This is a genomic window from Pseudomonas sp. 57B-090624 (assembly GCF_003234055.1).
Taxonomy (GTDB): Bacteria; Pseudomonadota; Gammaproteobacteria; order Pseudomonadales; family Pseudomonadaceae; genus Metapseudomonas; species Metapseudomonas tohonis.
Map to the genome: position 1 here is coordinate 1 of NZ_QKRU01000083.1, position 19,633 is coordinate 19,633.

The 19,633-nt window shown below is 69.1% G+C and carries 16 protein-coding genes; 6 read left to right on the forward strand and 10 right to left on the reverse strand.

The genetic code is table 11. The features are described 5' to 3' along the window. Positions 1-85: 85 nt before the first annotated feature. From fae to DMX10_RS27670, 4 genes are all read left to right on the forward strand, one after another. Positions 86-598, forward strand: a complete 513-nt coding sequence (gene fae / locus DMX10_RS27655) for a formaldehyde-activating enzyme (protein ID WP_111264109.1) — start codon at positions 86-88, stop codon at positions 596-598. Positions 599-608: 10 nt separating this feature from the next. Further along, positions 609-1,643 (forward strand): aldo/keto reductase, encoded by a 1,035-nt coding sequence (locus DMX10_RS27660; RefSeq protein ID WP_111264110.1) that lies wholly within the window; start codon positions 609-611, stop codon positions 1,641-1,643. Beyond that, entirely contained in the window at positions 1,640-3,082 is a 1,443-nt protein-coding gene (locus DMX10_RS27665) for an NAD-dependent succinate-semialdehyde dehydrogenase (RefSeq protein WP_111264111.1), read from the forward strand. Before DMX10_RS27660 ends, DMX10_RS27665 begins: the two co-directional genes overlap by 4 nt. A gap of 98 nt (positions 3,083-3,180) precedes the next feature. Then, positions 3,181-4,530, forward strand: coding sequence for an MFS transporter (locus DMX10_RS27670; protein WP_111264112.1), 1,350 nt, complete (start codon positions 3,181-3,183; stop codon positions 4,528-4,530). Positions 4,531-4,596: 66 nt separating this feature from the next. On the opposite strand, the gene DMX10_RS27675 is transcribed toward DMX10_RS27670, so the two are convergent. Both DMX10_RS27675 and DMX10_RS27680 read right to left on the reverse strand, forming a co-directional pair. Continuing rightward, on the reverse strand, positions 4,597-5,484 hold the full coding sequence (locus tag DMX10_RS27675; protein WP_111264113.1) for a LysR substrate-binding domain-containing protein: 888 nt from the start codon (positions 5,482-5,484) through the stop codon (positions 4,597-4,599). Then, entirely contained in the window at positions 5,477-6,424 is a 948-nt protein-coding gene (locus DMX10_RS27680; protein WP_111264114.1) for a LysR substrate-binding domain-containing protein, read from the reverse strand. Before DMX10_RS27680 ends, DMX10_RS27675 begins: the two co-directional genes overlap by 8 nt. A gap of 194 nt (positions 6,425-6,618) precedes the next feature. On the opposite strand from DMX10_RS27680, the gene DMX10_RS27685 reads away from it, so the two are divergent. Then, positions 6,619-7,086 (forward strand): hypothetical protein, encoded by a 468-nt coding sequence (locus tag DMX10_RS27685; protein ID WP_111264115.1) that lies wholly within the window; start codon positions 6,619-6,621, stop codon positions 7,084-7,086. 172 nt (positions 7,087-7,258) lie between these two features. Here the strand turns inward: DMX10_RS27685 and pobA are convergent, their stop codons facing one another. Continuing rightward, complete coding sequence (pobA, locus tag DMX10_RS27690; protein WP_111264116.1) at positions 7,259-8,440, reverse strand: 4-hydroxybenzoate 3-monooxygenase; 1,182 nt, start codon at positions 8,438-8,440, stop codon at positions 7,259-7,261. A 135-nt stretch (positions 8,441-8,575) separates the two neighbouring features. Between pobA and DMX10_RS27695 the strand changes: the two genes are divergently transcribed. Beyond that, the gene (locus DMX10_RS27695; protein ID WP_111264117.1) at positions 8,576-9,439 is read left to right on the forward strand and encodes a helix-turn-helix domain-containing protein; all 864 of its coding nucleotides are present in this window, start codon (positions 8,576-8,578) and stop codon (positions 9,437-9,439) included. Positions 9,440-9,654: 215 nt separating this feature from the next. Here the strand turns inward: DMX10_RS27695 and DMX10_RS27700 are convergent, their stop codons facing one another. The 7 genes from DMX10_RS27700 to DMX10_RS27730 form a co-directional block, all read right to left on the reverse strand. Next, positions 9,655-10,224 (reverse strand): ATP phosphoribosyltransferase regulatory subunit, encoded by a 570-nt coding sequence (locus DMX10_RS27700; RefSeq protein ID WP_111264118.1) that lies wholly within the window; start codon positions 10,222-10,224, stop codon positions 9,655-9,657. Between the two features lie 484 nt (positions 10,225-10,708). After that, positions 10,709-13,171 carry a TonB-dependent siderophore receptor gene (locus DMX10_RS27705; protein ID WP_371921733.1) on the reverse strand — a complete coding sequence of 821 codons (2,463 nt, stop codon included), beginning with the start codon at positions 13,169-13,171 and terminating at the stop codon, positions 10,709-10,711. 129 nt (positions 13,172-13,300) lie between these two features. Further along, complete coding sequence (locus tag DMX10_RS27710; protein WP_111264128.1) at positions 13,301-14,281, reverse strand: FecR domain-containing protein; 981 nt, start codon at positions 14,279-14,281, stop codon at positions 13,301-13,303. Positions 14,282-14,286: 5 nt separating this feature from the next. After that, positions 14,287-14,808 carry a sigma-70 family RNA polymerase sigma factor gene (locus DMX10_RS27715; protein ID WP_021220946.1) on the reverse strand — a complete coding sequence of 174 codons (522 nt, stop codon included), beginning with the start codon at positions 14,806-14,808 and terminating at the stop codon, positions 14,287-14,289. A gap of 184 nt (positions 14,809-14,992) precedes the next feature. Next, complete coding sequence (locus tag DMX10_RS33480) at positions 14,993-15,316, reverse strand: hypothetical protein (protein ID WP_146603068.1); 324 nt, start codon at positions 15,314-15,316, stop codon at positions 14,993-14,995. Between the two features lie 323 nt (positions 15,317-15,639). Further along, positions 15,640-17,286, reverse strand: a complete 1,647-nt coding sequence (locus DMX10_RS27725; RefSeq protein ID WP_111264120.1) for a hypothetical protein — start codon at positions 17,284-17,286, stop codon at positions 15,640-15,642. Between the two features lie 97 nt (positions 17,287-17,383). Beyond that, on the reverse strand, positions 17,384-19,627 hold the full coding sequence (locus DMX10_RS27730; RefSeq protein ID WP_218281344.1) for an ATP-binding protein: 2,244 nt from the start codon (positions 19,625-19,627) through the stop codon (positions 17,384-17,386). Between the last annotated feature and the right edge of the window lie 6 nt (positions 19,628-19,633).

The following is a 19,633-nucleotide window of genomic DNA, read 5'->3' on the forward strand; positions in this document are numbered from 1 at the left end:
GCCCCCAGCCGCTCCGGCGCAAGCCGGCCACAGCGGTGGGTCACGGCAGCTACCCGACTTTTTTGCAAGCTCTGAGGATGACCCCATGAAACAGCTCGACCTCTACATCGGCGAGGGCTTCGAAGGCCCCGGCGTCAACGCCGCCCACATCAACCTGCTGATCGGCCCGCGCAACGGCCCGGCCGGCCAGGCCTTCGCCAACAGCCTGGCGTCCCCCAGCCAGGGCCACTGCCCCTTCATGGTCATCGCCCAGCCCAACGTGCCGGTCAAACCCATGACCCTGTACGTGAACAAGGCCGAGATCAGCGGCGACCTGCACGCCAACGCCACCTGGGGCGCCTCCCAGGCGGGCATCGCCAAGGCCATCACCGAGGCCCTGCTGGACGGCACCCTGCCGCCGGAGGCCGAGGACGAATGGGCCATCGTCACCGCCAACTGGGTGAACCCCGCCTGTGACGACCTGGATGCGGTGTACCGCAACAACTACAACGCCTGCCGCACGGCGCTGAAGGCGGCGCTGGCCGGGTTGCCCTCCCGGGCCCAGCTGGCCGATGTTGTGGGCGCCATCGCCAACCCCTTCTACACCCCGAAAGCCTGAGGAGGCCGCCATGCAGTACGTCCGTCTCGGCCAGTCCGGCCTGCAGGTGTCCAAGCTCTGCCTCGGCACCATGAACATGGGCACGCCGCAGTGGAAACCCTGGATCTTCGACGAGCGCCAGAGCGAGCCCATCGTCCGCCATGCCCTGGACAAGGGCGTGAACTTCATCGACCTGGCGGACTTCTACTCCGCCGGTGTCGGCGAGGAGGTGGTGGGGCGCATCCTCAAGCGCCTGGTGCGTCGCGAGGACATCGTGGTCACCACCAAGGTGGGCTACGGCACCCGCGAGGGGATCAACGCCAGCGGCCATTCGCGCAAGCACATCATGGACAGCATCGACGCCTCCCTGACGCGCCTGGGCATGGATCACGTCGACCTCTACATGCTGCATTTCTTCGACGTGAACACCCCCGTGGAAGAGACGATGGAAGCCCTGCACGACATCGTCAAAGCCGGCAAGGCGCGCTACATCGGCGTGTCCACCATGCTCACCGGCCAACTGGCGAAGATCCTCATGGCCTGCGAGCGCAATGGCTGGGTCAGGCCCATCAACATGCAGCTGCAGCTCAACTGCGCCTACCGCGAGGAAGAGCGGGAGATGATCCCCTTCTGCCGCGACCAGGGCCTGGGCGTCTCGGTGTTCAGCCCGCTGGCCCGTGGCCTGCTGACCGGCGATGTGCAGTCCACCCGCAACCAGACCGACTTCTTCACCCAGCAGATGTACGCCGATGAAGCCTCCTTCGAGATCGCCCGTTCGGTGCAGCGGGTGGCGCGGCGGCGTGGCGTGTCCAACGCCCAGGTCGCCCAGGCCTGGGTCCTCAACCATCCGGGGGTGGATTGCATGCTGGTGGGGGCGGACTCCACCGAGCAGTTCGACAGCGCCCTGGCGGCCCTGGAAACGCGCCTGGATGCGGATGAGCTGCACGAGCTGGAGCGCAACTACACGCCCTGCGACCTGATCAACGACTACACCGCCGGAAAGCGCATCCTGCGTGTTCCGCGCCCGGCCGGAGCGGCCTTCACCCTCAAGGAGGCCACCGCATGAGCCGGCTGCTGCGCAAGGGACACTACATCGACGGCTGCTGGTTGGAAGACGGCCCGCGCTACCCGGTACGCAACCCGGCGGACGGCACGCTGATCGCCGAGGTGGCGAAGGCCGGGGTGGCGGAAACCGACCAGGCCATCGCCGCCGCCCAAAGGGCGCTGCCGGCCTGGCGCGGGCTCACCGCCAAGGCCCGCAGCCAGCCGCTGCGACGCTGGGCCGAACTGATGCTGGCCCACCAGCGCGAGCTGGCGGAGCTGCTCAGCCGCGAGCAGGGCAAGCCCCTGGCCGAGGCGATGGGCGAGGTGGTCTATGCGGCGAGCTTCCTTGAATGGTTCGCCGAGGAGGCCAGGCGCGTCTATGGCGATGTCATCCCCAGCCACAAGGCGGATGCCCGCATCGTCGTCACCAAGGAGCCCATCGGCGTGGTTGCTGCCATCACGCCCTGGAACTTCCCCCTGGCGATGGTCACCCGCAAGGTCGGCCCGGCCCTGGCAGCCGGCTGCACGCTGATCCTCAAGCCGTCCGAAGAGACGCCGCTCTCGGCCTTTGCGCTGGCAGTACTGGCGGAAGAGGCGGGGATTCCCGCCGGGGTGTTCAACATCGTGTCCGGCGATGCCCCGGCCATCGGCAGCGCGCTGCAGGCTTCACCGGTGGTGCGCAAGCTGTCGTTCACCGGCTCCACGGCCATCGGCAAGCTGCTGATGCGCCAGGCGGCCGACACCCTGAAGAAGGTCTCCCTGGAGCTGGGCGGCAACGCGCCCTTCATCGTCTTCGACGACGCCGACCTGGACGCGGCGGTGTGCGGGGCCATGGCCTCCAAGTTCCGCAACACCGGGCAGACCTGCGTCTGCGTCAACCGCTTCTACATCCAGGAAGGGGTCTACGAGGCCTTCACCGCCAAGCTGGCCGATGCCGTGCGCGCCTTGCGCGTGGGGGCCGCGCTGGAGGGCGAGAGCGACCAGGGCCCGCTGATCAACACGGCCGCCCTGGCCAAGGTCGAGCAGCACCTGGGCGATGCGCTGGAGAAGGGCGCCCGGTTGCTGTGCGGCGGTCGTCGCCATGCCCTGGGCGGCACCTTCTTCGAGCCCACCGTGCTGGCCGAGGCGACCCCGCAGATGCTCATCGCCCGCGAGGAAACCTTCGGCCCGGTGGCGGCCTGCTTCCGCTTCAAGGACGAGGCCGAGGTGCTGGCCCAGGCCAACGACACCCCCTACGGCCTGTCCGCCTACTTCTACAGCCGCGACATCGGCCGGGTCTGGCGCGTGGCCGAAGGGCTGGAAGCGGGGATGGTCGGCATCAACGAGGGGATCATCTCCACCGAGGTGGCGCCCTTCGGCGGCATCAAGGAATCCGGCCTGGGCCGCGAAGGCTCGAAGTACGGCATCGAGGATTACCTGGAGATCAAGTACCTCCTGATGGGAGGGCTCGCGGTCGTTTGAACCGGGGGCTTTCACGGCCCGCTCGATCGTCAATCCGGGGCTCCACATGGAGCCCTGTTCCCAACGCTACGGCGAACAAAAACAAAAGGGAGCTCACCATGTCACCCACCATCAAGCTGGACGACGCGCCCCTCGGGCGCTTCCACATCCGTATCGCCGGCCTCACCTTCGGCGCGCACTTCACCGACGGCTACATCCTCGGCCTGATCGGCATCGCCTTCACCCTGATCAGCCCGCAGATGCAGCTCGATCCGTTCTGGCAGGGGCTGATCGGCGCCTCGGCGCTGATCGGCCTGTTCCTCGGCAGCCTGTTCTTCGGCTGGATCTCCGACTACGTCGGCCGGCAGAAGATCTTCGTCGTCAGTTTCGTGCTGATCACCCTGGCCTCGGTGCTGCAGTTCGATGCCGAGACGGCGCTGCAGCTGTTCCTCCTGCGGGTGCTGATCGGCATCGGCCTGGGTGGCGACTACAGCGTCGGCCACACCCTGCTGGCGGAGTTCGCGCCGAGGAAGCATCGCGGCGTGCTGCTGGGGTCTTTCAGCGTGATCTGGACCTTCGGCTATGTCGCCGCCACCTTCATCGGCACCGCCATGCTGAGCCTGGGGGATGACGCCTGGCGCTGGATGCTGGCGTCCTCGTCGATTCCGGCGGCCATCATCCTCATCGCCCGCATCGGCACCCCGGAGTCGCCGCGCTGGCTGGTGAACCGGGGCCGGGTGGAAGAGGCGCGGGCCATCGTGCGCAAGCACATCGGGGCCAACGTGGTGCTGGACGACGAGCGTCCCCAGCGCAACCGCAGCGGCTACGCGGTGCTGTTCAGCCGCGAGTACCGCACCCGCACGGCCTTCAACTGCCTGTTCTTCATCTGCATCGTGATGCCGTACTTCGCCATCTACACCTTCCTGCCCACCATCCTGGCGAAGATGGGGCTGGCCGAGGGCATGGACACCGAGATGATGCTCAACGCCCTGCTGGTACTGGGGGCCGTGGCGGGCATCGGCTGCACGCTGAAGTTCTCCCGGCGCGGCTTCCTCATCGGCTCCTTCTGGCTCCTGGCCGTGACGCTGCTCCTGCTGGCGATCCTGCCCGGCAGCATGGCCTGGGCGCTGGTGGCGCTGTTCGGGCTGTTCACCCTGGTGCTGTCGGCGGTGAGCAACCTGGTGGGGGTGTTCCCGGCGGAAAGCTTCCCCACCGAGGTGCGCGCCAGTGGGGTCGGCCTGGCCACGGCGGCCAGCCGACTGGGCTCGGCCATCAGCACCTTCCTGTTGCCGGTGAGCGTGGCGGGCATCGGCCTCAACGCCACCATGGCGCTGCTGGCCGGGGTGCTGGTGTTCGGTGCCCTGGTGTCCATGGCCTGGGCGCCGGAGACCAAGGCGCTGTCCCTGACGGAGGCCGGTGCGCCGGACGAGGAGGGCGGCACGCTCGGGCGCGTGGCAAAGACCGCCTAGCGGCCTTGAGCCGAGCCCCCGGACTGAAGTCCGCGCTACGGGAGCGAACCACACCGTAGCCGGGCGTCAGCCCGGGGCCTGGGTGGCGCTCTGTGCCTCGATCCACTCGCAGAACACGCTCACCTTGGACAGCCCCTGGCTGCTCGCGGGCACGTCCAGCCAGTAGCCATAGGGGCCTTCCACCTCCACCGGGCTGATGGGCAGCAACTGCCCGGTGGCCAGTTCGTACTCGATCATGCGCCGGTCGATCACCGCCAGCCCGCCGCCGGCCAGCGCGGCGTGGATCACCTGGTCGAGGGTGCTGAATTCCAGCCCCTGGCTGGGGTCGACAGCGTCGCTTCCCGTGGCTTCCAGCCAGTTCTCCCACACCTGCAGGTGCTTGCCCTCATGGAGGATGTGCAGCAGCGGGTGGGCCGCCAGCACCGGCGGCCGGCCTGCTTCGAACAGCTCCGGCGCGGCGACGGCCAGGTGCCGTTCCAACAGCAGCAGGCGGCTGTGCCAGCCCTGGGCCGGTGCCTTGCCGAAGCGGATGCGGCAGTCGATTTCGCTGGGGCTTTCCGGCCCGGCGTCGTTGCGCACGTTCAGGGCGATGTCCGGGTAGCGCTTGTGAAAGCCCTTGAGCCGGGGCGACAGCCAGCGCGTGGCGTAGGTGGGCGGGGCGAGGATGCGCAGGCGCTGGCGCAGGTTGGGCACCCGCACCTCGCGCAGGGCCTGTTGCATGCGGTCGAAGGCATCGGTGAGGCCGGGCACCAGGGCGCTGCCGGCCGGGGTCATTCCCAGCCCCTGGGGCGTGCGCACGAACAGCGCCACGCCGAGGTAGTCCTCCAGCTGCCTGATCTGCCGGCTCACCGCGCCCTGGGTCACGTTCAGCGCCAGGGCCGCGCGGCTGAAGCTGCTGTGGCGGGCCACTTCCTCGAACACCCGCAGGGCGTTGAGCGACGGCAGTTCACGCATTCTCTTCACCTGCGGCGGTGGAGGGCGCCAGGTTGCGAGTGGACAGCCACACCTCCTGCTGCAACCAGGCCTGGAAGGTGCGCAGAGCGGCCGACTCGGCCTGCTCCGGGCGGGTCACCAGCCAGTACGACTGGTGGCCTTCGACGTGCACGTTGAGCACCTGGGTGAGCTGGCCCGCCGCGAGCTCGCGGGTGACCATGTGCCAGTCGGCGATGGTGATGCCGAGGCCGTCCAGGGCGGCGCGTATGGCCAGGTCCAGCAGGTCGAATTCATAGCCGCCGCGGGTGTCCACGCCGCGGATTCCGGCGGCGTCCAGCCAGTGCTGCCAGGTCTGGTAGCGGCGGTCCTCGCTGGCCAGCACGTGCAGCAGCGTCATGCGCTCCAGGTCCGGCGCCTCGCCGTTGCCCTGCACGCTGGCCAGCAGCCCCGGCGAGCACACGGCGATATGGCGCTCCTGCATCAACAGGGTGGCGTCCAGCTGCTCCCACTCGCCGTTGCCGAAGCGGATGGCGCAATCCAGGGTGCCGGTCTCGGCCAGGCTGTCCTGCAGCCGCGTGGTGATGCTCAGCTCCAGCTCCGGGTGCTGCTCGCGCAGGCGACCCAGGCGCGGCAGCAGCCAGCGGCTGGTGAAGGTCGGCGGGGCGTTGACGCGCAGGCGGTTGAGGTGGCTCTTCTGCTGGATGGCACGCACCGCCAGCTCGATGCGGTCGAAGGACTGGTTCAGCGCGTCCAGCAGCTTGCGCCCCGCGCGGGTGAGTTCCAGGTGGTGGTGGCGACGTATCAGCAGCGCTTCGCCGATCTGCTCTTCCAGCTGGCGCACCTGGCGGCTGACCGCACTCTGGGTGACGTTGAGCTGCTCGGCGGCGCGGGTGAAGCTGCCGGTGCTGCCGGCGATCTCGAAGGCCTTGAGGGCGTTGAGGGCAGGGATCTTGCGTTTCATTCTTGTACTTGTCGTGACGACCGCATCGGTGGCGGCCGGGGTGGCGCCATCCTGCCGCCGGCCCCTCGGCAACGTCAACCGGGGCCGGGTGCTTGCAGGAGCCTCACAGGGCGTTGCCACCGCTGGACGGCGAACCGGTGCGGCGCCGGGCTTCGCGCGCTAGGATGACGCTCCCCGAGAGACGGACCTTTCCCATGTGCTTCAAGCCATTTCTCTGCACCTGCCTGGCACTCCTCATCAGCGGCCCGGTGGCGGCGGCCCAGACGGTCGACCCCGACAGCGTGCGCCTCAACGACCGCGTGCACGAGCAACTGCCGGCGCCATTGCTGGCGCGCATCCGTGCGGTGACGCAGGTGTTCGAGCCCATCGACGGCATCAGCTACGAGCGGGCGGTGGACCTCTACAAGCGCGACGCCGACCCCGAGGCCAACCTGGTCATCTTCGAGGAGATGGCGCGGGTCTATCGCCAGTTCTGCGCCAGCCGCTGCAGCCGCTCCGAGGAGCGCATGGACGTGTACCGGCTGGTGCTGCTGCGTTCGATGTACAGCTCCGAGGAGACCCTGCGCCAGGCGCAGCTCGATGTGCTGTCGAAGGCGGAGGCGAAGGCCATTGTCGATGCCTATCGGCTCCGCGCCATCCCTATCACCGTAGAGAAACGCTAACAGGCTGTTGAAAAACTAGCTGCGTTGCCGCTGCAGCGTTGAAAACGCCCTCGTGCGCGAGTCCGATCAAAATGCTCATTTACCCCACGTAAACTGCGCTTTTTCGGCCGTTTTCGCCTTGCATCGGCTGCCTCGCCTACGTTTTTCAACGGCCTGTAAACCCGCTCGCTGTTTACTCCACCGGCTCATAGGGCAACCCCACGTAGTTCTCGGCGATGCTGGTGCGCCCGGCCTCGGAGCCGACGAAGTAGTCCAGCTCGGCCTGCTGCATGCGCCGGCTGAAGGCGTCGGTGTCGGGGAAACGGTGCAGCATCGAGGTCATCCACCAGGAGAAGCGTTCGGCCTTCCAGATGCGTTTCAGGCAGATCTCCGAGTAGCGCGCGGTGAGTGCGTGGCGGCCTTCGCGGTACACGGCCAGGAGGATGCGATAGAGGGTGCTGACGTCGCTGGCGGCGAGGTTCAGGCCCTTGGCGCCGGTGGGTGGGACGATGTGCGCGGCATCGCCCACCAGGAACAGCCGGCCGTGCTGCATGGGCTCCACCACGAAGCTGCGCAGGGGCGCGATGCTCTTCTCGATGGCAGGCCCGGTCACCAGGCTCGCGGCCGTCTCGGCCGGCAGGCGGCGCTTGAGTTCTTCCCAGAAGCGCGCGTCGGACCAGTCCTCCACCCGCTCTTCAATGCCCACCTGCACGTAGTACCGGGTGCGGGTCGGCGAGCGCATGCTGCACAGGGCGAAGCCGCGTTCGTGGGCGGCGTAGATCAGCTCCTCGGCCACTGGCGGGGTGTCGGCCAGCACGCCGAGCCAGCCGAAGGGGTAGACCCGTTCGAATTCCCTGAGCACGCCGGCGGGGATGGATCTGCGCGCCACGCCGTGGAAGCCGTCGCAGCCGGCGATGTAGTCGCAGTCCAGGCGGTGCACCTCGCCGCCATGGCTGAAGGTGACGTAGGGGTTGTCGCCCTGCAGGCCGTGCAGGGCGACGTCGGTGGCGCTGTAGAAGGTCGGCGCGCCGCAGGCCTGGCGGGCCTCCATCAGGTCACGGGTGACTTCGGTCTGGCCGTAGATCATCACCGTGCGGCCGGTGAGCCCCTTGAGATCGATGCGTTCGCGGCGGCCGTCGAAGGCCAGTTCGAAACCGTCGTGGACCAGCCCTTCGCGGTCCATGCGCGCGCTGACGCCGGCTTCGCGCAGCAGCTCGACCATGCCTTGTTCGAGCACGCCGGCACGGATGCGGCCCAGCACGTGGTCGGCGGATTGGCGTTCGAGGATGACGGTGTCGATACCGGCCTTGTGCAGCAGCTGGCCGAGCAGGAGGCCGGAGGGGCCGGCGCCGATGATGGCGATGCGAGTCTTCATTGTTGTTGTCCTCATGGGGGCCTCGGTCGGCACGTCGCCTGGCCCATTGTTGTTGTGATCCTCTGTATTTTTGGTGGATGGCGGGTGCCTTTGAAGGCACTATCCAGTTGGTTTCATGGACTTTCCGAGGCTTTCATGTCGCAGCATTCCCCGGTCCCGGTGTTCCGTCTCTATGGCGAGACCGACGCCTGGCCGACGCCGGACCTGATCCATTGCGAGTCGATTCCCGCGCGCAGCGCCCTGCACGACTGGGACATCCGCCCCCATCGCCATGGCGAGTTGGTGCAGCTGCTCTACGTGCAGGGCGGCAAGGCGGAGCTGGAGGTGGAGGGCGTGGTCAACCGCGTGGATGTGGCCGCGCTGCAGGTGGTGCCGGCGCTCTGCGTGCACGGCTTCCGTTTCTCGGAGGACATCCGGGGCCATGTGCTGAGCCTGGCGCTGCCGCTGGTGGAGCAGCTCGGCGCAGCCCTCGACGAGCCGCCGCTGGCCCGCGCCGCCTGCTACCCGGTGGCGGGGCAGAAGCGCTACCTGGATGCGCTGTTCGAATCCCTGGCCCAGGAATACGCCGAGCAGGCACCGGGGCGCGAGCTGATGCTGCAATCGCTGATCAGCGCGCTGCTGGTGTGGGTGGGGCGCCGCTCGCTGGACCTGTCCCGCGCCGAGGCGCCGGTGCAGGACCGGGGACGCGAGCACCTGCAGCGCTTCACCCGCCTGCTCGAAGCCCATTACCGCGAGCACCGCCCCATCGACTGGTACGCCGCCGCCCTCGGCATCAGCGCCGCCCACCTCAACGCCCTGTGCCGGCGCCTGGCCGGGCAATCGGCGTTGCAGATGATCAGCGCGCGCCTGCTGCTGGAGGCCAAGCGCAGCCTGGTGTACACGGCCATGACCATCAACCAGGTCTCCGACAGCCTGGGCTTCTCCGAACCGGCCTACTTCTCGCGCTTCTTCAAGCGCGGCACGGGGCAGTCGCCCAAGGCATTCCGCATACGGCGGTAGGGGCGACTTCAGTCGCCAAGCAGGCCGCAGGGCTGCCCTGGCTCTGCGCTCCCCGGTGGCACCGTCTGGTGGACGAAAAGAGCGTCGTCCACCCTACGCATGGGGCGGCATGGGGGTTTGGGTGAGTACGGCACCGTAGGTTGGCGCCGAGCGCAGCGAGGCCCAACGCAGCGATGTTCAGCCGTACAACGTTGGGCTTCGTGCCTCAGTCCAACCTACGAAGAGGTGGGTGTTTCCCGGCCACGCTGCAGAGCCAGCGCCATGGCCAGGCGTTCGAGCCCGATACCGAAGCCGGCGCCTTCGGCATAGGCGCCGCCGCCTACCACCTGGCGCTGGTTCTCGAGCACCGGGCAGCGCACTTCGAAGCCCTGGCCACCCAGGTAGTAGGTCAGCCCGCGGTTGGCGCGCAGGTCCAGCTCATACGCCAGCCCGAGCGAGTCGAGGAAGCCGATGCAAAGTGCCTGGCTGCAGGCCAGGCCGCGCTCGGGGTCGCCGAGCACCTCGACGCCCAGCTGGGTGAATTCGCGGTAGCGCAGGGCCTGGGGGCGCTCGTAGCGGTAGCAGCGCGCGGCGTAGAAGAAGGTGGCTTCCCGGCGCCCGGCCAGCAGGAGGGCGCTGCGCTCCTGGAACAGCGCGGTGGCTTCGGGGATCAGGCAGCAGGGGCGCCCGGCCTTGTCGTCGAAGGTCCACATCTGGCCCATGATCTCGCTGCCGCCGGTCTTCTCGATGAAGGTGTCCTGGCCCCACAGCGCGGGGACTATCGCTTCCTCAGCCCCGGCGTCGATGAAGCCAGCTCCGGAAGCGGCCCTCGATCTCGCGCATGGTTTTGGCTTCTTCGCCGGTGATGATCCGGGTTCCTCGTAGCATGGTCATTTCTGGTTCCTCTCTGGTTTTCTACAAGCATGAAAAAAGGCGCCCTTGGGCGCCTTTGCGTGTCCATCGCAGCCGGTTCAGTCGGCTTGCAACGGGCATGAGCAATCACGGCGCCCGGAAGGGGTGCCGTGATGATGGATGCGGTTGCTCGGGAAGTTGTTCATGGCGCGAATCCTGGCATGGGCCATCGTTCGCCGGCAAGGGGGCGGCTCGGAATTGATCGCCGACCTACAGGCTCCGCGCTTCCAGGCGGCAATCATTTATAGGGGCGACTTCAGTCGCCAAGCAGTCCGCAGGGCTGCCCTGGCTCCGTGCTCCCTGGTGGCACCGTTCGGTGGACGAAAAGAGCGTCGTCCACCCTACGCATCGGTCGGCGTGGTGGCTTGGGTGGTCCGCTTACCAGTGGAAGGAGACCGAGCCCAGCAGGCTGCGTTCTTCGCCCCAGTAGCAGCGCCCGGCGTTGTTGCAGCCGGCGACGTATTCCTTGTCGAGGAGGTTCTTGGCGTTCACCTCGGCGGACCAGTTGTCGTTGATGGTGTAGCCGACGGCGGCGTCCAGCAGGGTGACGTCGCCGGTGTTCAGGCGGCCGTAGAGCGAGGGCGCGGTGTAGGCGAAGGTGCTGTCGAAGTGGCGCACGCCACCGCCGATGCGCAGGCCCTTGAGGGCGCCGTCGAGGAAGCGGTAGCTGGCCCAGGCCGAGGCCTGGTTGCGCGGTACGCCGGTCATCTGGTGGTCTTCGAGCAGCGAGCCCTGGGCGTCCTTGGTGATGCGCGAGTCGGTGTAGGTGTAGGCGGCGGTGAGGTTGATGTTCTCGGTGACGTCGCTGTTGAGTTCCAGCTCCACGCCCTTGGCGCGGCTCTCGCCCACCTGGCGGTAGTCGTTGGCGGCGCTGTCGAAGATCACGTCATCGGTCTTGCGCAGGTCGTAGACGGAGGCGGTGAAGGAGGTGTTCCAGCCCTTGGGCTCGTACTTGATGCCGGCTTCGTACTGCTCGGCGGTGGTCGGGTCCAGGGGGCCGGAGCGGCTGGAGGTCTGCTGGGTCGGGGCGAAGGCCGTGGAGTAGCTGACGTAGGGCGAGAGGCCGTTGTCGAACTGGTACATCAGGCCGGCCTGCCAGGTGAAGTCGGTGTCCCAGTAGTCGAGGCCGGCGGCGGCGTTGGTGGTGCCGGGCTTGTTGCGGTACTGGCTGTTGACCCGGTCGAGGCGGCCACCGAGCAGCAGCACCCAGTTGTCGTAGCGGGTCTGCAGCTGGCTGTAGGCGGCGTACATCGACTGGTCGAGCTGGGCGTTCTGGATGTGCACCGGGGTGGTCGGGGTGCTGGTCCAGACCGGGTTGAAGACGTTGATCTGGCCACCGGCGCCGGCATCCCAGTTCTGGTTGAACGAGGTGCGGTCGAGGCTGGCGCCGAGCAGCACCGTGTGGTCGAAGTCGCCGCTGGCGAAGTGGCCTTCGAACTGGTTGTCCAGGGAGTAGGCGATGGATTTGTTGGTGCGGTCGTAGGCGGTGTAGGCGAGGGTGGTGCCGAAGCCGCCGGCGTTGAGGTTGCCGGGCCACATCTCGTGGCGGTCGATGCGCGACTGCATGTAGCGCGAGTTCTGGCGGAACTGCCAGGTGTCGTTGAGCTGGTGGGAGAACTCGTAGCCCAGGGTCCAGGTTTCGCGCTCGAACTTGTCCCAGTCGGGGTGGCCGAGCAGGGTGTCCTTGTCGATCTTGCCGTTGGGGTTGCGCAGCAGGGTGCCGGCGGCGGGGTAGCCCAGCTCCATCAGGGTGCGGTCGCGCTGGTAGGTCGACAGCAGCGTCAGCGAGGTGGCGTCGCTGAGGTTGAGGGTCATGGACGGGGCGATGTAGAGGCGATCATCCGGCTGGCCGTCGACCTGGCTGTCGGCGTTGCGGCCCAGCATCACCAGGCGGCCGAGGACGTTGTCGCCTTCGCTCAGCGGGCCGGAGACGTCGATGCCCAACTGGCGGCGGTTGTTGCTGCCGTAGGTGAATTCGACCTCGCCGCGCGGGTTGGCGGTGGGGCGCTTGCTGACCATGTTGACCACGCCACCCGGGGCGTTCTCGCCGTAGAGGATCGAGGTCGGGCCGCGGAACACTTCGACGCGCTCCAGGCCGTAGGGCTCGCTGCTGGTGTCGTAGCGGTTGCCCTGCACGCGCAGGCCGTCGCGGAGCAGGCCGTAGCCCCAGTCGGTGGCGTTGAAGCCACGGACGAAGAACAGGTCGCCGGCCTGGCCGTCACCGGCGGCGAAGGGCGGCGCGAAGATGCCGGGCACGTAGCCGAGCACTTCGGTGAGGGTCTGGGACTTCTGGTCTTCCATGCGCTGGCGGGTGACCACGGACACCGAGCGCGGCGTGTCGGCCAGGGCGGTGGCGGTCTTGCCGGCGGTACTGCTGACTTCGGCGCGGTAGCCACGGTCGGCCTGGCCCGGGCCGCTGGCGAGGCCGGCGCCGACGATGGAGGTCGGGTCCAGTTGCATCACGCCGTCCTGGGGGGCCGGCTGCAGGACGTAGCCGCCGTTGCCCTGGTCGATGGCGCGCAGGCCGCTGTCCTGCAGCAGCAGGGCGAGGCCCTGGGCGACGCTGTAGCGGCCGTGCAGGCCGGCGCTGGTCTTGCCGGCGGCCAGGCTGTTGTGGCCGGCGAGGTAGATGCCGGCCTGGCTGCTGAATTCGTTGAGCGAGGCAACCAGGGGGCCCGGGGCGATGTCGTACTGACGCTCGGCGACACCCTGTTGCGCGGTTTCGGCCTGAGCCATCGAGGCGGGCAGGGCCAGTTGCGCGGCGCCGAGCAGGGTGACCGGGATGGCGAGCGCGAGCGGCCGCAGGGCGAAACGGAGGGTCGGGTTGGCGAGCAAGTGCATGGTGTCCCCTGGAAATGTTCGGTGGCGGATGGCGTTGTTGTCTGGTTGAACCGAACGAGAAATGGAAAAGGGAACCGCTCGCTGAAAATTATTTTCCGGGGCGTCGGCGTGACGGGTTCAGCGGGGTGTTCAGGCGGGCTCGACGCTGAGCCACCAGTCGGTGAGGCGGTGCACGCGGATGGGCAGGGCGGCGCTGAGCAGTTCCAGCGCCTGCTCGGTGTCGCCCAGGGGGAAGGCGCCCATCACCGGCAGTTGGGCGACCGCCGGGTGGCAGCCGAGGTGACCGTGGCGGTAGCGGGCGAGGGCGGTGATCAGCTCGCCCAGTGGCATGTCGTCGGCCACCAGTACCTGGCGGGTCCAGGATTCGCCGGCCCGTTGCACCGGGGCCGGGGTGCCGAGGGACAGGCCGTCGAAGTCGACCCGCTGGCCGGCCTCGATGACGCTGAGCTGGCCGCTGTCGGCGGTGCGCACTTCCACCGCGCCCTGGTAGACGCTGAGGCGGGTGAGGCCGTCGTCCTGGCGCACCCCGAAGCGCGTGCCGAGGGCGCGCAGGCGGCCGTGCTGGTTCTCCAGCAGGAAGGGGCGCGCGGCATCCTTGGCGGTGTCGATCAGCACTTCGCCGAAGCGCAGCCGCAGCAGGCGCTGTTCGGTGTCGAAGGCGGCGTCCACGGCGCTCTGCGCGCGCAGCCACAGGTGGCTGCCGTCGGCCAGCAGGGTTTCGCGAGTTTCGCCGGTGCCGGTGACGAAGTCCGCCGACCAGCCGGCCACCAGGCGCGGCAGCGGCGTGGTGCGCCAGGTGCCCCAGCCGAGCAGCGAGCCGGCGCCCAGCACCAGCAGGGTCTTGAGGCCCTGGCGGCGGCTGATGCGGCGTGGGTCGTCGCGGAGCATGCGGCTGGCCAGCTCGCGCTCGCCGCCGGCTTGCAGCGGGGCGAAGCGCTGGCCGACCCGCTCGACGTAGCGCCAGGCATCGCGGTGTTCGGGTTGCTGGTCGAGCCAGGCCTGCCACTGCGCCCGCAGCTGCGCGCTGGGGGCGTCGTCGTGGAGCAGCACGTACCAGTTGGCGGCCTGTTGCAGGCTGGCGTGGCTGAGGGTGCGTTCCGGGCTGGCCATGCCGCTCATTCCACCAGCAGGCCGTCGAGCTCTGCCTCCAGTACCGCGCAGTGGAGGAAGGCCTGGGCCAGGTACTTCTTCACCATGCGTTCGGAGACGCCGATCGCCAGGGCGATCTCGCGGTAGGGCATGTCGTCCAGCTGGGCCATGAGGAAGGCGCGGCGCACCTTGTGCGGCAGGCGCAGGAGCATGGCGTCGACTTCATGCAGGGTCTCGATGATCAGCGCCTGCTGCTCGGGGGAGGCTTGCAGCGGTTCCGGGCGGGCGGCCATGGCCTCGAGCCAGTCCTGCTCCAGCTGCCGGCGCCGCCAGTGGTCGATGCACAGGCCCCGGGCGATGGTGGCCAGGTAGGAGCGCTCACCCGTGGCGCCGTCGAAGGTACGGGGCCGCAGCAGCACGCGCAGGAAGGTGTCCTGCATCAGGTCGGCGGCATCGAAGCCGCTGCCCAGGCGACGGCGCAGAAAACCCAGCAGCCAGGCGGAATGGCTCAGGTAGAAATCGTGGAAGGGGGCGTTGGTCGACGGCATCGAGAGCGGGGTGTCCGGCGCGGGATGCGCTCGTTCGCGAATGAGAATTAGTGGCAACTATACGGATCGGCTTTACGCCCCGCAATCCGTCTTCGTCGTTGCCCTGATCTCCGGGTTCGCTACCCCATGCCCTGGCGCCGGGCCCTTGCGGGCCCCGCCTGGGTGCCGCCGCTGGCGCTGGCGGTCAGCGCGACAGCCCGCGCCGTTCCATGCCGCGTGCGGCGTTGCCCAGTTGCAGTGGCGAGCCGATGAAGCCATGGAGTTCGCCCAGGTTGCGCTGCTTGCTCATGGCATCCACGCAGGCCACCAGCAGCATCTCCTCGGCCACTTCGCGGATCAGGCAGCGGATGCGCCGCTGGCTGAAGGCCGCCTCGCCCTCGAACTCGCGGCTCAGCTCCTGGACGCCGCCCTTGCTCAGGGTCAGCAGCCACTTGCCGTCGCTGCGCGGGGTGATGGCGACGCTATGGTCGGGGAACGCTTCGTAGATTTCCTTGATGGCGGTGAACATGGGCTGGGCCTCCTTCTTGTCGTCAGCCTGCAGTCCATTGCAGCCGGCGTGCCAGGAGGGCATCCGGCGCGAGCCCAGCAGAATCAAGCGATTGGCTATAAGCGCAGCGTGGACGCTCGTGCAAAACGCATGAAGAGGCCGCCATGGCCTGGGCAATTTGCAAGGCGGTGCCTGGGTTAGCTGTCGTGGATGAAATGCAAAGGCCCAAGAGCGTTGTCTGGAGCGATGCCGGGCCTCCAGAACGCCCATCGCATGGGTTTCGCTCGCTCTACGCCATCCCACGGGAGGTCGGGCGGACGCCGCCGTGTGCAGCGCCGCCGGGCTTATTCGGGCGGGCGTGGCGCTTCCACCAGCTGCGGTTGCAGCAACTCGGCGATGCGCTCGCGCACGCTCTGCTCGGGTTCGCGGTCGAGGGTGCGTCGCAGCAGTTGCAGGGTGTCGGCCGGCCACTGGTTGCGACCCCAGGCGGCGAGGGTCTTGAGCGCCATGTGGCGGTTGCGCACCACCGGGCTGGCGAGGCCGGTGGCGACCAGGTCCCAGCCCTGCACGGGGAAGCGGCCAAGGTCCTGGAGGATGAAGTCCAGCGCGCTGTGCTGGCGGTATTCCGGGCCCAGGCCGAGGGCGCTGCCGGGGCCGCTGGCGATGTGCGCCAGGTCCAGCTGCTGGCGGGCCAGCTCGATGACCCGGGCGGCCCGTTGCGGGTCGCTGGTCTGCATCAACTGGTACCAGGCCGAGGAGCGCTGGCTGCGCTGGCGTTCGAACCAGGCGTCCCAGGGGTCGATGTCCAGGTGCCCGGCGGCGCTGGCGGCGAGCCAGAAGGCGCGCTCGTCCTCCTCTTCCAGGCCCTGGTGCACCAGGTGCGGCCACTGCGGGCTCTCGCGGATGGCGTCGGCGCGGCGGGCGATGTCCTCGCGGCAGGCCTCGGTCCAGCCGTGCTGGGCGAGCTGCTCCCAGTCCTGGTGGGGGTCGCGGGCGAAGTCGCGGATGCCCTCGACCACCAGGAAGTGCCCCAGGTGCCGTGGCGGCCGGCGCGCCAGGTGGTCGAGCAGGCGCAGCACCGCTTCGGCGCCGTCGGCGTAGTCGTTGATGTCCTGGGCAGGGCCGCCGTTGATCAGTGCCTCGATCATTTCCACGGCGCCGTCGAGCAGGGCGTCGTCCACGTCCTGGCCGCTCAGCGCCGCCAGCAGGTTGCCGCCCACGGCGCAGGGGTAGGCCAGGTATTCCACCATCACCGCGTTCTGGTAGCCCTCGCGCAGCAGCCAGTCCTGCACGGCGGGCGAGGGGTTCTGGGCGAGGCGCTCCACCAGGTGGATGCGACCCCAGCCCTTGACCTTGCGGGCCAGCGCCCACCAGGCGCGTTCGCGCTCCGGGGGCGCCAGGGTGTTGCCCAGGGCGATGGTGGCGAAAAGGGTGAATTCCTCGTGCTGGCCGAAGGTCAGGAACAGTTCGCGCTGGCTGCCGCTGTCGAGCACGCCGAGCAGGGCCAGGGCGAACTTCACCGCGCCGCGGTCGGGGCTGCTGCGTGCCAGCCACAGGGCCAGGGCATGCAGCCGTGCGCGTGGCAGGCCGGGGCGCTGCTGCAGGCGCTCCACCAACTGGTCGATGAAACCGAGCACGCTGCCATCGGCCACCAACTGGTAGAGGCGGGCCATGTGGCGGGTCGGGTCGTCGAGGGTGGCGAGCAGGGCGGCCATCACCTCGTCGGCGGTGTCGATGTCGTCGGCGGAGGCGTGGTGGCCGAGGACGCCATCGAGGGCGCCCGGGGCCCAGCGCAGCTCGTTGCCGGTGGCGGGCGGGGCTTCGTCGGGCAGGGTGATCTCGCTGTCCGGAAGGCCGCCGGGGGCGTCGGCGAAGGCGGCGAGGAAGCCATGCAGGCTGGGGCGCTCGATGGCCCAGGGGATGGGGTACCCCTGGGTCTGGCCCTTGTCGTCCCTGACGATGCGGAAGAAGGTGGCGATCCAGTTTTTCATCGGTACGGCGACAACGGCGGGAAAGCGCTCCTGTTTACCGCAATGGCCGGCGTGCGGCAATCGTGACGCGTCAGGAGCACGACGCAGTCGACGGGGTTCAGGTCGGACGGCGGCTGCGGGCCTCGTGGAGGATGCGCTGCAGCTCGGCCACCAGTGCTGCCTGGCAGCGCGCCAACCGGGGCGCGTCGATGCCGGCCTGGCGCAGGGCGTCGCAGGCGCGCATCAGGCCCGGGGCGTCGATGGTGCAGGCGAGGCCCGAGAGGCGGTGGGCGCATTGGGCGATGAGGTCAGGCCGGTTGCTGGCCAGCGGCGTGGCGAGGCGCTGCAGTTCGTCTTCCAGGTTGCGCTCGAGTTCGGCCAGCAGGCGCCCGACCAGGCTGGCATCGAGGCGCTCCAGGTGGCCGAGGTCGAAGGCCGTGGCCGGCACCGGCGCTGCGACGGGGCCGCGCCTGGCGAGGGCGGCGGCCAGGCGCTCCAGGGTCACGGGCTTGACCAGCAGCTCGTCCATGCCCGCCTCGCGGCAGCGTTCCGCTTCGTCGGCCAGGGCGCTGGCGCTGTAGCCGATGATGCGCCGGGGTGCGCGCCCGCTCTCGTCCTCCAGGCGGCGCACCGCGCGGGCCAGGGCGTAGCCGTCCATGCCCGGCATGTTGCAGTCGGTGATCAGCAGGTCGAAATCGTCCTCGGCCCAGGCGGCGAGGGCGCAGGCGCCATCGGTGAGCACGCGGGCGCGGTGGCCGAGGCTGGCCAGCTGCTGCTCCAGGACCAGGGCGTTGATGGACAGGTCGTCGACCACCAGCACGTGCAGGGGCTGGGTGTCGGTGCGGGCCGAGGCGGGCGCGTCGCGGTGCAGGGCGGAGGGCGCCGGGCGCCATTCGAGGTTCATCTCCAGGGTGACGTTGCAGCCCCGGCCGGGTTCGCTTTCCAGGTTGATGCGCCCGCCCATCAGCTGCACCAGCTCGCGGCAGATGTGCAGGCCGAGCCCGGAGCCACCATGCAGCTGCGCGACTTCGGCATCGGCCTGGCGGTAGGGCTCGAACACCCGTGCCAGCATGCCGCGGGGAATACCGATGCCGTCGTCGCGCACGCTCAGGGTGAGCAGGCTGCTGGTCGGCCCTGTGTCGCGCAGGCGGCCGGCGAGACTGACGGTGCCCTGGCCGCTGAACTTGACGGCGTTGGCCAGCAGGTTGTGCAGCACCTGGCGCAGGCGCAGGGGGTCGACGCGGTACAGCCGGTGGGCCGGCAAGGGGCAGTCCAGTTCCAGCGCCAGGCCCTTTTCGCGCGCGCGGGCGGCGAACAGCTCCAGGCTCTCGCGCAGCAGCGCGGCCAGGTCGACGGGGCGGGGCGCCAGCTGCATGCGACCGCTCTCGATGCGGTCGAGGTCGAGGATGTCGCCCACCAGGTCGATCATGGCGTCGGCGGACTGGCGGGCGATGCGCAGGTTCTCCGAGCCCGGCCGGGCGTGGCTCTCCAGCTCCAGCAGGCCGACCAGGGCGTTGAGCGGCGTGCGCAGCTCGTGGCTCATGGTGGCGAGGAAACGGCTCTTGGCCGCGCTGGCGTCCAGGGCCTGGCGCTGGGCGTCGCGCAGGCGGGTTTCCAGTTCCTTGCGGTCGCTGATGTCTATCCAGCCGCCGAGTACGCCCAGCAGCTTGCCGCGGGCGCTGTAGAAGGGCACCTGCCACTGGTAGAGGTGGCGCTGGCGGCCGTTCTCCTCGGTGCAGCTGTCGAAGAAGCGCGACTGACGGCTTTGCAGTACCTCCTGCAGGCGGCTCTCGAGGGCGTCGGCCAGTGCCAGGCACATGCCCTGCTGGCGTGGCGTGGTGCCGCGCATCTCCTCGAGTGAGCTGGCGAAGAACTGCTCGTAGGCGCGATTGCAACTGCTCAGGCGGCCCTGCAGGTCACGCACGTAGAGGGGCGTCGGTTGCCCGTTGAGCAGCGAGAACTGGAAGGCCAGCTGGTCGCTCAGCTGGCATTGCGCGGCGCGGCGCTGGTGGATCTGGCGTTGCAGGCGCCAGTTCCACAGCAGCGAGAGGATCACCACCACCGCCACCAGCACCAGCAGGTGCCAGAAGGTCTGCGGCAGGTCGCGCCAGTCGATGTCCGAACGCTCCAGCGTCTCCAGCAGGTTGAGGCCGTCGTCGAGCAGGGTGATGCCATAGTCGGGCCCCGGGGAGCTGGCGGCATCCAGGCCGAGGCAGCCGCCAAGGCCCCACGCCGGCCCGGGTGCGCAGGGGACGAGGTCGGTGGCGTGCAGCGGGCAGCTCAGGGCCGCTTCGGCGCGGGCGTGGACACCGCCGCCGGCGAGCAGGGCCAACAGCAGGAGGAGGCGCAGGGAGAAGGTCATGGGGCA

Bases quoted from the DNA above. Each gene is read 5' to 3' on its own strand.
- DMX10_RS27660 (WP_111264110.1), top strand. From the start codon at position 609: ATGCAGTACGTCCGTCTCGGCCAGTCCGGCCTGCAGGTGTCCAAGCTC.
- fae (WP_111264109.1), top strand. From the start codon at position 86: ATGAAACAGCTCGACCTCTACATCGGCGAGGGCTTCGAAGGCCCCGGC.
- DMX10_RS27705 (WP_371921733.1), bottom strand. From the start codon at position 13,171: ATGCACTTGCTCGCCAACCCGACCCTCCGTTTCGCCCTGCGGCCGCTC.
- DMX10_RS27715 (WP_021220946.1), bottom strand. From the start codon at position 14,808: ATGCCGTCGACCAACGCCCCCTTCCACGATTTCTACCTGAGCCATTCC.
- DMX10_RS27675 (WP_111264113.1), bottom strand. From the start codon at position 5,484: ATGCGTGAACTGCCGTCGCTCAACGCCCTGCGGGTGTTCGAGGAAGTG.
- DMX10_RS27685 (WP_111264115.1), top strand. From the start codon at position 6,619: ATGTGCTTCAAGCCATTTCTCTGCACCTGCCTGGCACTCCTCATCAGC.
- DMX10_RS33480 (WP_146603068.1), bottom strand. From the start codon at position 15,316: ATGTTCACCGCCATCAAGGAAATCTACGAAGCGTTCCCCGACCATAGC.
- DMX10_RS27670 (WP_111264112.1), top strand. From the start codon at position 3,181: ATGTCACCCACCATCAAGCTGGACGACGCGCCCCTCGGGCGCTTCCAC.
- DMX10_RS27710 (WP_111264128.1), bottom strand. From the start codon at position 14,281: ATGGCCAGCCCGGAACGCACCCTCAGCCACGCCAGCCTGCAACAGGCC.
- DMX10_RS27665 (WP_111264111.1), top strand. From the start codon at position 1,640: ATGAGCCGGCTGCTGCGCAAGGGACACTACATCGACGGCTGCTGGTTG.
- pobA (WP_111264116.1), bottom strand. From the start codon at position 8,440: ATGAAGACTCGCATCGCCATCATCGGCGCCGGCCCCTCCGGCCTCCTG.
- DMX10_RS27725 (WP_111264120.1), bottom strand. From the start codon at position 17,286: ATGAAAAACTGGATCGCCACCTTCTTCCGCATCGTCAGGGACGACAAG.
- DMX10_RS27730 (WP_218281344.1), bottom strand. From the start codon at position 19,627: ATGACCTTCTCCCTGCGCCTCCTCCTGCTGTTGGCCCTGCTCGCCGGC.
- DMX10_RS27680 (WP_111264114.1), bottom strand. From the start codon at position 6,424: ATGAAACGCAAGATCCCTGCCCTCAACGCCCTCAAGGCCTTCGAGATC.
- DMX10_RS27695 (WP_111264117.1), top strand. From the start codon at position 8,576: ATGTCGCAGCATTCCCCGGTCCCGGTGTTCCGTCTCTATGGCGAGACC.